At 65.1% G+C, this 12869-nt stretch carries 10 protein-coding genes; 5 read left to right on the top strand and 5 right to left on the bottom strand.

Going from position 1 to position 12869, the window contains the following annotated elements:
- Positions 1–169: 169 nt before the first annotated feature.
- Both RTH46_RS09235 and RTH46_RS09230 read right to left on the bottom strand, forming a co-directional pair.
- Positions 170–802, bottom strand: coding sequence for a response regulator transcription factor (locus RTH46_RS09235; RefSeq protein ID WP_172670942.1), 633 nt, complete (start codon positions 800–802; stop codon positions 170–172).
- Complete coding sequence (locus tag RTH46_RS09230; protein WP_279846049.1) at positions 796–3195, bottom strand: PAS domain S-box protein; 2400 nt, start codon at positions 3193–3195, stop codon at positions 796–798. Before RTH46_RS09230 ends, RTH46_RS09235 begins: the two co-directional genes overlap by 7 nt.
- Before the next feature lie 95 nt (positions 3196–3290).
- Here RTH46_RS09230 and RTH46_RS09225 point away from each other — a divergent pair, with 95 nt between their 5' ends.
- Positions 3291–4292, top strand: coding sequence for an alpha/beta hydrolase family protein (locus tag RTH46_RS09225; protein WP_153785980.1), 1002 nt, complete (start codon positions 3291–3293; stop codon positions 4290–4292).
- Between the two features lie 45 nt (positions 4293–4337).
- Here the strand turns inward: RTH46_RS09225 and RTH46_RS09220 are convergent, their stop codons facing one another.
- Genes RTH46_RS09220 through RTH46_RS09210 form a run of 3 tightly spaced genes read right to left on the bottom strand, consistent with a single transcriptional unit; the run spans position 4338 to position 6791 of the window.
- Positions 4338–5102, bottom strand: coding sequence for a TerB family tellurite resistance protein (locus RTH46_RS09220; protein ID WP_153785981.1), 765 nt, complete (start codon positions 5100–5102; stop codon positions 4338–4340).
- Position 5103: 1 nt separating this feature from the next.
- On the bottom strand, positions 5104–5775 hold the full coding sequence (gene murU, locus RTH46_RS09215; RefSeq protein WP_316905505.1) for an N-acetylmuramate alpha-1-phosphate uridylyltransferase MurU: 672 nt from the start codon (positions 5773–5775) through the stop codon (positions 5104–5106).
- The gene (locus tag RTH46_RS09210) at positions 5772–6791 is read right to left on the bottom strand and encodes an aminoglycoside phosphotransferase family protein (RefSeq protein ID WP_316905504.1); all 1020 of its coding nucleotides are present in this window, start codon (positions 6789–6791) and stop codon (positions 5772–5774) included. Before RTH46_RS09210 ends, murU begins: the two co-directional genes overlap by 4 nt.
- A gap of 131 nt (positions 6792–6922) precedes the next feature.
- Between RTH46_RS09210 and RTH46_RS09205 the strand changes: the two genes are divergently transcribed.
- Genes RTH46_RS09205 through rsmA form a run of 4 tightly spaced genes read left to right on the top strand, consistent with a single transcriptional unit; the run spans position 6923 to position 12840 of the window.
- On the top strand, positions 6923–9757 hold the full coding sequence (locus RTH46_RS09205; protein ID WP_153785984.1) for an LPS-assembly protein LptD: 2835 nt from the start codon (positions 6923–6925) through the stop codon (positions 9755–9757).
- Positions 9732–11057, top strand: a complete 1326-nt coding sequence (gene surA / locus RTH46_RS09200; RefSeq protein WP_316905503.1) for a peptidylprolyl isomerase SurA — start codon at positions 9732–9734, stop codon at positions 11055–11057. Before RTH46_RS09205 ends, surA begins: the two co-directional genes overlap by 26 nt.
- Positions 11054–12043 carry a 4-hydroxythreonine-4-phosphate dehydrogenase PdxA gene (gene pdxA, locus RTH46_RS09195; RefSeq protein WP_153785986.1) on the top strand — a complete coding sequence of 330 codons (990 nt, stop codon included), beginning with the start codon at positions 11054–11056 and terminating at the stop codon, positions 12041–12043. Before surA ends, pdxA begins: the two co-directional genes overlap by 4 nt.
- Positions 12040–12840 carry a 16S rRNA (adenine(1518)-N(6)/adenine(1519)-N(6))-dimethyltransferase RsmA gene (rsmA, locus tag RTH46_RS09190; RefSeq protein WP_125462349.1) on the top strand — a complete coding sequence of 267 codons (801 nt, stop codon included), beginning with the start codon at positions 12040–12042 and terminating at the stop codon, positions 12838–12840. Before pdxA ends, rsmA begins: the two co-directional genes overlap by 4 nt.
- Positions 12841–12869 lie beyond the last annotated feature (29 nt).

The following is a 12869-nucleotide window of genomic DNA, read 5'->3' as shown; positions in this document are numbered from 1 at the left end:
ACGCGTTTGGAATACCAAACAGGGTCCATGCCGAGCCTGTGGGAGCGGGTTTACCCGCGAAGAGGCCGGTGCAGCCACCGAGATCAGCAGGTCAGGCCCATTCGCGGGTAAACCCGCTCCCACAGGGATATACGCCAGGCCGCTGCTGTGCCTGTCGCAACCAGAACACTCACACCAACTTGTGCTCCATGGCGTACTTCACCAGCTCCGCCAGCGAGTTGACCTTGAGCTTCTGCATCAGCCGCGCCTTGTGGGTGCTGATGGTCTTGCTCGACAGCGCCAGCTGCAGGGCGATGTCGTTGACGTTGGCACCTTGGGCCAAGCGCTCGAACACCGAGAACTCGCGCTCCGACAGCAGTGTGTGCAACGGCCGGGTTTCGGTCAGGCCCACCTCGAACACCATGCGGTCGGCCAGGGCCGGGTCGATGTAGCGCCCGCCCCCCGCCACCCGGCGGATGGCCGTGAGCAGCAGAGCCGGGTCGCTGTCCTTGGTCGCATAGCCCGCCGCACCGGCCTTGAGCGCCCGCGCCGCCATCTGCGCTTCGTCGTGCATCGACAGCATCAGGATCGCCGGCGGGTTGTTCAGCGCGCGGATCCGCGGGATCGCCTCCAGGCCGTTCACCCCAGGCATGGAGATATCCAGCAGCACCACCTCGCAGGGCGTGTGGCGCAGGGTCTCGAGCAACTGCTCGCCATTGCCCGCCTCGCCCGCCACCTGCATGTCCTTGGCCAGGCCGATCAATTGCTTGATGCCTTCCCGGACGATGGTGTGGTCTTCGGCCACCAGCACTCGAATCACGATTGTTTCTCCTGCTTCAAAGGAATCGCCACGCTCAGGCTGGTGCCCTCGCCCGGCTCGCTGTCCAGGCTCATGCTGCCACCGAGCATCAACACCCGTTCACGCACACCCACCAGGCCGAACGACGTCGGCCGCGCTGCTTCCATGGCAAACCCCACGCCGTCGTCGATCACGGTCATGCGCAACTGCCCGGCCTCGTGCACCAGTTCGATCTGCACCGTGTGCGCCTGGGCATGGCGCATGACGTTGGTCAGCGCCTCCTGCAGGATACGAAACAGGCCGATGGCCTTGGCATCACTCAAGGGTGGCAGATTGTCCGGTACCTGCACCAGACAGGGTATCTGCGTGCGCGCTTCGAAACGCCGCGCCTGCCACTCGATGGCCGAGGCAATGCCGGCGTCGAGGATCGGTGGGCGCAGGGCCGTGGCCACGTCGCGCACCAGCTGGAACAACTGGGCGATCAGGCGCTTCATGCTGGCCAGGCGCTCGTTAAGGGCGGGGTCCAGCTCGGCGAACGCCAGCTCGCACATCGACACTTCAAGCTTGAGCACCGTGAGCATCTGCCCCAGTTCGTCGTGCACCTCACGGGCAATCCGCGCCTTCTCCTCTTCGCGCACGCTCTCCAGGTGCGCCGACAACTCGCGCAGTTGCTCCTGGGACCCGGCCAGCGCCAACTCGGCCTGCTTGCCCTGGGTGATGTCCCAGACCACGCCGTCCCACACCACGCGGCCATCGGCCAGGCGCCGGGTGGTGGCCTTGATGTCGGCCCAGCGCTGCTCGCCCTGGCGGGTGAGGATGCGGCCTTGCCACGACCAGTCCTGGTCAGTGGCCAGGGCCATGTCCTGGACCCGGTGATAATCGGCGCGGTCCTGCGGGTGCACCAGGTTGCGCAACCCCATGTCAGGGTGCTGGATCGCCGCCGGGGTGTAACCGACCAGCGCTTCGCTGCCTTCGCTGATATAGGGGAACTCCAACTCGCCTTCGGCGGCGTCGCGCTCCAGGCGGAACACCAGCCCTGGCACGTTGCCAGCAATGCCCTTGAGCCGCGCCTCGCTTTCGCGCAGGGCGGCCAATGCCCGGCGGCGTTCGGTGACATCGGTGAGAAACACCACCAGGTATTCGGCATCGCGAAAGCGCAGGAACGACAGCGACAGATCGACCGGCAGCAAGCTGCCGTCGGCGCAGCGGCACTGGCTCTCGAACTGCAACTCGCCTTCACCGCCGCGCGCGCGTTTCCACAGCGCAAGCCAGCGGTCCATGGCCAGGGTGGGCTCGATGTCGATCAGCGGGCGCTCAAGCAAGGCGCTTTCGGCGAAACCGAGCATACGTTCGGCAGCGTGGTTGGCGTAGCGCACGTGACTGTCCCAGTTGACCCACAGAATCCCGACGGTGCTCTGGTCGATGGAGAACTGGCTCAGGCGCAGCGCCTGCTCGCGGGTCTGGCGCTCGGCCAGGCTCTCGCGTGCCGCCAGCAAGCCGCGCTCCAGCCCCCGCTGCTGGCGACGCTGCCACACCAGCGTGGCCAAGGCGCACAACAGCAACAGGCCGAACAGCAAGGCAAGGTTCTGCCAGAAGCCAGGCGATTCAGAGAACCGCGGGTATTTCGGTTGTAGCCAGCGCTGGTGGATCTGCTCGAGGTCCTTGGCCGGCATGGCCTGCAGCCCACGTTCAAGGACGTCGGCCAACAGCGGCCAATCGCGCCGCGACCCCACCCGCAGCAATTGCGGCAGGCCGATGTCACCGACCACGGCCAGCTCGCCGAACTCGCTCTCGCGGGACAGGCGGCTGAGCTGCGCCTCGTCCAGCACGGCAAAACCGGCCTGGCCACCCAGCACCAGTTGCAGGGCCTCACGCTCGTTGGGCACGCCCTGCAGGTTGAGGTTGCCATAGTTGCCGCGCAGGTAGTCGGCGAGCCTGGACGGCATGCGCACGGCCACTCGGTCATTGGCGCCGAGCTTTTCCAGGTCCACCGCCACCGCACCGCTGCGCAAGCCCACCACCAGTTGCGGCACGCGCATGTACGGGTCGCTGAACAACCAGTTGCGCAGGCTGGCGGGGGTCTGGGTCAGACCCGGGGCGAAATCGATCTCGCCAGCTTGCAACGCGTGCTCCAGGGCCGCTTCATCGGTGAAACCGCGCCAGGTCAGGTCGAGCCTGAGGGCCTGGGCCAGCGCACCGACCAGCTCGACGTTGGCCCCGTAGAACTGCTGCAGACGCCGGTCGAACTGGGCATAGGGCGCTTGCAGCACCAGGCCGACCCGCAGGCTGCGATGCGCCTCGAGCCAGTGTTGCTGGCTGGGCTCCAGCACTACCGAAGGCGGCGTCTCCGGGCGCGCCAGCGCGATCAAGGGTAGACACAACCAGCCGATAACCCACAGGCAACGCACTCGCTTCATCTCTACGCTCATCTTGGCAAGGACGGCCACCTGACGTGGCCGTCGCGGACAAATACTATTAGGCTGCCGGTAACTTTATGGCCTTGGACCGATCCATGTTCACACTCTATCGCACGACGCTGGCCATGTTCTGCCTGGCTTCGCTCCTGCCCCTCGGTGCGCAAGCAGCCGATGCCGAAAAAACCGAGGCTGCCGCCGAGGCAGCCCCTGCCCCCGCAGTACGCCCGGCGCTGGCCGAACGCAGCCAGGACGATGCCCTCGCCCTCGAGCGCCAGGTACCCAAGGCCGAGCAGCAGACCCTGCAGGCCAACGGTGAACCCTTCCTGGCGCTGTGGAAGCCGGCCAACGACAGCGACCCGAAAGGTGCGGTGATCATCGTCCCCGGTGCCGGCGAAAACGCCGACTGGCCGACCACGGTCGGGCCGTTGCGTCGCGGCTTCCCCGATGTCGGCTGGCACACCTTGAGCGTGAGCCTTCCAGACCTGCTGGCCGAACGCCCGCAGGCGCGCGTCGAGGCCAAGCCTGCCGCAGAACCGGTCAAGGAAGCGGGTGAAACCGCGCCAACCAAGGACACGCCCGCAGACGCCAACGCCAACGTTGCCCAAGCCACGGCCGCCGAGGCGGACGCCGCCGAAAGCACCGACGCCGCCAAGGCCGACGAACACACCGACCAGGCCGACGCCGAGCGCATTTTCGCCCGCCTGGATGCTGCCGTGGCCTATGCGCAACAGCAGCAGGCACGCAGCATCGTACTGCTGGGCAACGGCAGCGGCGCCTACTGGGCGGCGCGCTACCTCAGCGAGAAGCAGCCGCCAGAGGTACAGAAACTGGTGATGGTCGCGGCGCAGACGCCGGCGCGGGTCGAGCACGATCTGCTGAGCCTGACCCCAACCCTGAAAGTGCCGACCGCCGACCTCTACTACACCACGCGCCCCCAGGACCGCCAGGCCGCCGAGCAGCGCCTGCAGGCCAGCAAGCGGCAGAAGGACAGCGCGTACCGCCAGCTTTCGCTGATGGCCATGCCGGGCAACAAGGCAGCGGAGCAAGAGCAGTTGCTGCGCCGGGTTCGCGGCTGGCTGAGCCCGCAGGAACAGTGACGATCAGCGCGGGGCACGTCGCATCGTCGCCCCGCGATAGCTTTGCTAGAAGCCCCGGCGCTTGCGGACCAGGGCATAGGCCTGGTGCAGTTCGCGCGTGTGTTCGGTTGCCTCGCGCACCTTGGCCTCACTGGCACCACTGCCCACCAGCTTGTCCGGATGGTGCCGGCTGAGCAGTCGCCGATAGGCCTGCTTGACCTTGTCGGCCTCGGTGTCCGGCTCCACCCCAAGCAGCCGCAGCGCGGCGGCATAGGTCATCACACCGCCTTCGACGGACGAGCGCCGTGGCTCGTACTCCTTGGCCAGGGCCTGCACCTGCTGACGGCTGAGCCCCAGCTGCTCGCCCCAGCGCAGCAGCAGATCGTGCTCATGCCGACCGGCCTTGCCATCCGCCCAGACCATTCGCCAGCAGGCGCGCAAGGTGCCCTCGGCGGCATGCGGCTGCAACTTGATTCGGCGCAGGTAATGGCCCAGCCGGCCCTTGCCCGACTTACCTCGGTTGAACGCAGCAATCGCCCGCAGCCGCGCGGGTTCCGCCAGGTCCAGCCGGGTCATTTCCTGGCGCGCCTGCTGGATGTGCCCCTCGGCAACCCGACCATCGCTCTTGGCCAGTCGCCCGAGCAGCACGAACAGCAACTCTTCGTCGCGCAGCGCCGGGCGCCCGCCCAGGCGCTCGCGCATGTCGTCCCATCCCTGCAGACGCAGGCGCCGATCCATGGCCTGGCCCAGCAGCGCCCCGAGCAAAGCCCCGGGGATGCTGGCCATGGCGAAACCGGCCCCGGCACCAATCACTGTGCTTGGCCACCACATGTCAGGCGCGCTCGCCGATCAGGCGTTCGACATCGGCCAGGCGTTCGAGGGTGCCGACATCGACCCAGTGACCCTGGTAGTGCTCGCCACTCACCTGGCCTGCAGCCATGGCCTTGCGCAACAGCGGTGCGAGCTTGAAGGCGCCGGGCTGGCAGCCCTCGAACAGCGCCGGGTCGAGCACCGAGATACCGCTGAACGTCAGCGTCCCGGGCGCGTCGTCACCATCGGTTACCTGCTCGCCCTGCAGACGGAAGTCGCCGCGCCCGTGGTGCCCGGGGTTGTCTACCAGCACCAGATGAGCGAGCCCCTGCAGCGGCGCCTGCAATGCGCTGAAGTCGTAGTCGGTCCAGATATCGCCGTTGACTAGCACGAACGGCGCATCACCCAACAGCGGCAAAGCCTTGAAGATGCCGCCGCCGGTCTCCAGCGGTTCGCCTTCCGGCGAGTAGCGCAGGCGCAGGCCGAAACGGCCGCCATCGCCCAGGTGATCCTCGATCTGCTGGCCGAGCCAGGCATGGTTGATGACCACCTCGTTAAAGCCGGCGCGGGCCAGCGCCTCCAGGTGGTACTCGATCAACGGCTTGCCGGCGGCCGGCACCAGCGGTTTTGGGGTGTGCAGGGTCAGTGGGCGCATGCGCTCGCCCTTGCCCGCCGCGAGGATCATTGCCTTCATGAATGGGCCCCGGCCTTGAGTTCGCTGATCAGCGCGCCCAGCTCGGCTAACTCCGGGCGACGACCAATCACTTCATCTATATAGGCGAAGAAACGCGGTACGTCAGTGAGGTAGCGCGGTTTGCCGTCACGGTGGCAGATGCGGGCGAAAATACCGATCACCTTGAGGTGGCGCTGCACCCCCATCAGGTCACTGGCGCGGTGGAAGTCCTCGAATGCCGGCTGTACTGGAATGCCGGCAGCCCGGGCCTTTTGCCAGTAATCGCCAAGCCACCCCTCCACACGGGCCTGGGGCCAGCTGAGGAAAGCGTCCTTGAACAGGCAGGTGATGTCGTAGGTGACCGGGCCGTATACCGCGTCCTGGAAGTCCAGCACGCCAGGGTTCGGCGTGCTTTGCATCAGGTTGCGCGGCATGTAGTCGCGGTGCACCAGCACGTTAGGTTGCGCCAGGGCGCTGTCGATCAACAGCTGGCTGACCCGCTGCCAACTGGCCTGCTGGGCCTCGGTCAGCTTCACGCCCAGCTCGCGGCCGACGTACCACTCCGGGAACAATTCGACTTCGCGGCGCAACAGCGCATCGTCGTAGCTGGGCAACGGGGCGTCCATCGGCAGGCGCTGGAACGCCAGCAAGGCTTCGATGGCGTCCTTGAACAGGGCGTCGGCGTTGTCGGCGTCGATGACGTCCAGGTAAGTCTGGCGCCCCATATCGCCCAGCAGCAGGAAGCCGCGCTCAAGGTCCTGGGCATGGATCTGCGGCACATGCACGCCCGCGCTGGCCAGCAAGTGGTCGATGGCAACGAACGGGCGGCAGTTTTCCTGGGGCGGTGGCGCATCCATGACCACGAAGCTGTGGCCGGCGCCCTCCCAGCGGAAGTAGCGACGGAAACTCGCATCGCTGCTGGCGGCGGTCAGGCTGCCGGCGGGCACCTCACCCCAGCCGTTGGTGCGAAATAGAATCTCGAGCTGCTCGGCGAGCCAGGCAGTCAGTTGTTGCAGACGTACATCGTGGTCGGGCATTACAAGGGTCTCCGACGGCGCTAGCCGTCAAGCGGGTCATGCTTTATTATCCAGCATCTTTTTCAGACCATCGAGAGGCGTGCGGCCCCCACACGCGGGCAGATGGCACGCAGGAAGCCCGGACTAATAAGATGGCATTGAAATCCCCCGCGTTTCGTAGAAAGTTTCCATTGCTGGTCACTGGCGGTCTGCTGGCCCTGCAACCTTTGGCCATGCCGCATGCGTTAGCAGCCGAGCAGTTCGACTGCCAAGTGTCCGCTTCCGGTGGCTGGGACTGCAAGCCCAAGGCAGCCAGTAACCTGCCGCCTCGCCCGGTTCATCCGGGTGCCGCTGCCGCCAGTTCCGGTGATGAAACACCGGAGCAAGTAGCCCAGGAACAGGCCGACAAGCCGGTGCTGGTCACCGAGAGCAAGGGCCGCGCCCTGAAATCGCGCAGCGAAGACTACAGCCACCTCGACTGGGTACCCCGCGAGAAGCTCACTGCCGCGCAGCTGGCCGAGACCGGCCCGTACTGCGGTGGCGCCTATATCGAGCCAATCCGCCCGGGCATGGATGACACCACGCCCAAGGACGAGGCCCCGACCTACATCAACGCCAAGGTCTCCAAGTACCAGCAGGAGCAGCAGATCGCCACCCTCGCCGGTGACGTGGTCATGCGCCAGGGCAGCATGCAGGCCGAAGCGGACGAAGCCAACCTGTACCAGGCCGAGAACCGTGGCGAGCTCAAGGGCAACGTCAAGATCCGTGACAACGGCTCGCTGGTGGTCGGCGACGAGGCACAGATTCAGCTCGACACCGGTGAAGCCCGGGTCGACAACGCCGAATACGTGATGCACAAATCGCACATCCGCGGCAATGCGCTGTACGCCAAGCGCGCGGAAAACGCGATCATCCGCCTCAAGGACGGTACCTACACCACCTGTGAGCCGGGCAGCAACGCTTGGCAGCTCAAGGGCAACAACATCACCCTCAACCCGGCCACCGGCTTTGGTACTGCCACCAACGTCACGCTGCGGGTCAAGGACTTCCCGGTCTTCTATACGCCGTACATCTACTTCCCGATCGATGATCGTCGGCAGTCCGGCTTCCTGCCGCCATCGTTCAGCAGCAGCAGCGATACCGGCTTCATGCTGGTCACCCCGTACTACTTCAACCTGGCGCCGAACTACGACGCCACGTTGTACCCGCGCTACATGGCCAAGCGCGGCATGCTCATGGAAGGCGAATTCCGCTACCTGACCAAATCCAGCGAAGGTCAGTTCGGTGGCGCCTACCTGAGCGATCAGGACGACGACCGCAAGCTGCAAACGGACTACAAGAAAGAACGCTGGATGATCAACTGGCAGCACAAAGGCGGCCTGGATGATCGCCTGATGGGCGAGGTGGACTACACCGACATCAGCGACCCGTTCTACTTCCAGGACCTGGAATCGGACCAGATCGGCGTCAACAGCCAGGACTACGTCAACCAGCGCGGCACGCTCAACTACCGTGGCGACGACTACACCGCTCGGTTGAACGTGCATGCCTACGAAATGGCGACCATTTCGCAGATCACTCCTTACGACAAGCTTCCACAGCTTTCGATTACCGGCCTGCTGCCGTACCACCCCGAAGGGCTCGACCTCAGCTACGAAGCCGAGGCCGTTCGCTTCGAACGTGACCTGAAGAACGATCTGGTGTTCGACAAGGATGGCCAGCCTGACGATTCGCTCGGCCTCGTGACCGATGCCAACGGCAATGTCCTGGGCGGCCGCCGCCTTGACGAGAGTGTCACCGGCATCGCCCGTGCCAACGGTACCCGCCTGCACGCGGCACCGGCCATCAGCCTGCCGATGGAAGCAAGCTACGGCTACATCAAGCCGAAGCTCAAGTACGCCGTCACTCGCTACGACCTCGACCTGGACAGCCAGGGCAAGGCCCAGGCGATCACGCAGTCGGGCCTTCCGGGCTATGGCAGCTACAACAGCTCGCTGAGCCGCGACGTCCCGATCTTCAGCGTCGACAGCGGCCTGTACTTCGACCGCAACACCCAGATGTTCGGCACCAATTACCGCCAGACCCTCGAGCCGCGACTGTTCTACCTCTACGTCCCGTACGAGGACCAGAAGGACATTCCGATCTTCGATACCGGCGAGCGCCTGTTCGACTACGGTTCGCTGTTCCGCGACAACCGCTTCAGCGGCACCGATCGCATCGGCGACGAAAACAAGCTGTCGCTGGGTGTGACCTCCCGCTGGATCGAGGACAACGGTTTCCAGCGTCAGCGCTTCAGCATTGGCCAGGCCCTGTACTTCAAGGATCGCAAGGTCCAATTGCCGGGCATCGACTACAGCACCCGCAAGGACAGCCTGTCGGATGTTTCACCGTATGCCCTGGAATACGAGTACGCCTTCAACCGCGACTGGCGCTTCAACTCGGACTTCAACTGGGACCCGGACAGCCGCAGCACCCGCTCGGGTAGCGCCATGTTCCACTACCAGCCTGAAGACAATCCGAACAAGATCGTCAACCTCGGCTACCGCTATCGCAACGACCTGATCACCTATGACCAGTTGACCGGTCTGTGGAAAGTCGGTGGCGGTGACTACGGCACGCCGGGCCAACCTGGCTACATCAAGGATTACTACAAGATCCAGCAGCACGACTTCTCGGTCATCTGGCCGATCGTGCCGCAGTGGAGCGTGATCGCGCGCTGGCAGCATGACTACAACCGTAACCGCACCCTGGAAGCCATGGGTGGTTTCGAGTACGACAACTGCTGCTGGAAGCTGCGCCTGATCAACCGCTACTGGATCGACTACGACGATTTCAGCCAGGCGATCCCGGACAACGAGAAGGGCGACCACGGTATCTTCCTGCAAGTCGTGCTCAAGGGCCTCGGCGGTGTAGTGGGCAACAAGGTTGAGTCGTTCCTGGACAAAGGCATTCAAGGTTATCGTGAACGTGAAGACCAAGCTTATTGATCGTCTGCGCCCGCTGATGCTGGGCGCCGTTTTACTCAGTGGCGCGGCGCATGCCGCACCGCAGTCCCTGGACCGCGTGGTGGCCATCGTCGACAACGACGTGGTCATGCAGAGCCAACTGGACCAGCGCGTGCGTGAAGTCCAGCAGACCATCGCCAAGCGCGGTGGCGGCGTGCCGCCGGCCGGCGCGCTGGAGCAGCAGGTACTGGAACGACTGATCGTCGAGAACCTGCAACTGCAGATCGGCGAGCGCTCGGGCATCCGCATCACCGACGAGGAGCTGAACCAGGCCGTCGCCACCATTGCCCAGCGCAATGGCATGTCGCCCGAGCAGTTCCGTGCCGCCCTGGCCCATGATGGCCTGTCGTTCGACGACGCCCGCGAACAGATCAAGCGCGAGATGATCATCAGCCGCGTGCGTCAGCGTCGTGTCGCCGAACGTATCCAGGTGTCCGAGCAGGAAGTGAAGAACTTCCTCAACTCCGACCTCGGCAAGATGCAGATGTCGGAAGAGTTCCGCCTGGCCAACATCCTCATCCCGACCCCGGAAAGCGCCAACTCCACGGCCATCCAGGCAGCAGCCCAGCAGGCCGGCCAGGTCTATCAGCAGCTCAAGCAAGGCGCCGACTTCGGCAAGCTGGCCATCGAACGCTCGGCCAGCGAAAACGCCCTGGAAGGCGGCGAGATGGGCTGGCGTAAAGCCGGCCAGTTGCCACCGGACTTCGCCAAGATGCTCAGCAGCATGACCGTCGGCGACGTCACCCAGCCTATTCGCATCCCCAACGGTTTCATCATCCTCAAGCTCGAGGAAAAACGTGGCGGCAGCGAGAACGTGCTGCGCGACGAAGTGCATGTGCGTCACATCCTGATCAAGCCAAGCGAGATCCGCAGCGAAGCCGCCACCAAGGAGCTCGCCGAAAGACTGTACGACCGGATCACCAGCGGCGAAGACTTCGCCACCTTGGCCAAGAGTTTCTCGGAAGATCCAGGCTCGGCACTCAACGGTGGCGACCTCAACTGGGTCGACCCGGCCAGCCTGGTCCCTGAATTCCAAGAGCAGATGGCCAACGCCCAACAAGGCGTGGTGACCAAGCCGTTCCGTACCCAGTACGGCTGGCATGTGCTGGAAGTGCTGGGCCGCCGCGCCACCGACAGCACCGAAAAAGCCCGTGAACAGCAGGCCATGAGCGTACTGCGCAACCGCAAGTACGACGAAGAGCTGCAGACCTGGCTGCGCCAGATCCGCGACGAGGCCTACGTTGAAGTCAAGCTGCCTGGCGCTGACCAGGCCACCCAGTGAAGCCCCTGCGCTTTGCCGTTACACCCGGCGAACCAGCCGGCATAGGCCCCGACCTGTGCCTGCTGCTCGCCGCCGAGGCCCAGCCCCATCCCCTGATCGCCATCACCAGCCGTGACCTGCTCGCCGAGCGGGCCACGCAGCTGGGCCTGGCCGTCAGCCTGCTGGTCGTCACTCCGGACAACTTGCCCGATCAGCCTGCCCCTGCCGGCAGCCTGTATGTCTGGGACACACCCCTGGCCGCGCCAGTGGCCGCCGGGCAGCTGAACAAGGCCAACGCCGCATTCGTGCTGGAAACGCTGACACGCGCCGGGCAAGGCTGCCTTGACGGGCACTTTGCCGGGATGATCACCGCCCCGGTACACAAGGGCGTGATCAACGAGAGCGGTATCGCGTTCTCCGGGCATACCGAGTTCCTCGCCGAGCTCACCCACACCGCACAGGTGGTCATGATGCTGGCCACCCACGGCCTGCGCGTGGCCCTGGTGACCACGCACCTGCCACTGCGCGACATTGCCGACGCCATCACCGCCGAGCGCCTGGAGCGCGTGACCCGCATCCTGCATGCGGACATGCGTGACAAGTTCGGCATCGGCAAACCACGCATCCTGGTCTGCGGGCTCAACCCGCATGCCGGCGAAGGCGGCCACCTTGGCCGCGAAGAAATCGACATCATCGAGCCCGTACTGGAGCGCCTGCGTACCGAAGGCATGGACCTGCGCGGACCGCTACCGGCCGATACCCTGTTTACCCCCAAATATCTGGAGCACTGCGACGCGGTGCTGGCGATGTACCACGACCAAGGCCTGCCCGTACTCAAGTACAAAGGCTTCGGCGCCGCGGTCAACGTGACGCTGGGCCTGCCGATCATCCGTACTTCGGTCGACCACGGCACCGCCCTGGACCTGGCCGGCACCGGCAAGATCGACACCGGCAGCCTGCGCGTCGCCCTGGAAACCGCCTACCAGATGGCCGAGAACCGACCATGACCGAGCATTACCAACACCGGGCGCGCAAGCGCTTCGGCCAGAACTTCCTGCATGACGCCGGAATCATCGACCGCATCCTGCGGGCGATCCATGCCAAGGCCGGCGAAAACCTGCTGGAAATCGGCCCTGGCCAGGGCGCCCTCACCGAGGGCCTGCTGAACAGCGGCGCACAACTGGACGTGGTGGAGCTGGACAAGGACCTGGTGCCGATCCTGCAACACAAGTTCGCCGGGCGTGACAATTTCCGCCTGCACCAGGGCGACGCCCTGAAGTTCGACTTCAATCAGCTGGGTGTACCGCAACGCAGCCTGAAAGTGGTGGGCAACCTGCCCTACAACATCTCCACGCCGCTGATCTTCCACCTGCTGGCACACGCCAACCTGATCCGCGACATGCACTTCATGCTGCAGAAGGAAGTGGTCGAGCGCATGGCCGCAGGGCCTGGCGGTGGTGACTGGGGACGGTTGTCGATCATGGTGCAGTACCACTGCCGCGTGGAACACCTGTTCAACGTAGGCCCCGGCGCCTTCAACCCGCCACCGAAGGTCGACTCGGCTATCGTGCGCCTGGTGCCCCATGAAGTGCTGCCATACCCGGCCAAGGACCCGCTGCTGCTGGAGCGTGTCGTACGCGAAGCGTTCAACCAGCGCCGCAAGACCCTGCGCAACACGCTCAAGGGCCTGCTCGACAGCCAGGCCATCGAGGCCGCCGGCGTCGACGGCAGCCTGCGCCCCGAGCAGCTCGACCTGGCCGCGTTCGTGCGCCTGGCCGACAAGCTGGCCGAGCAGCAAGGCTAACCCCTCCTCGCAACACAGGCTCGCTCCCG

It is taken from the genome of Pseudomonas sp. zfem004 (genome assembly GCF_032621715.1).
Classification (GTDB): domain Bacteria; phylum Pseudomonadota; class Gammaproteobacteria; order Pseudomonadales; family Pseudomonadaceae; genus Aquipseudomonas; species Aquipseudomonas sichuanensis.
This window is presented reverse-complemented; position numbering and strand designations above follow the sequence as displayed.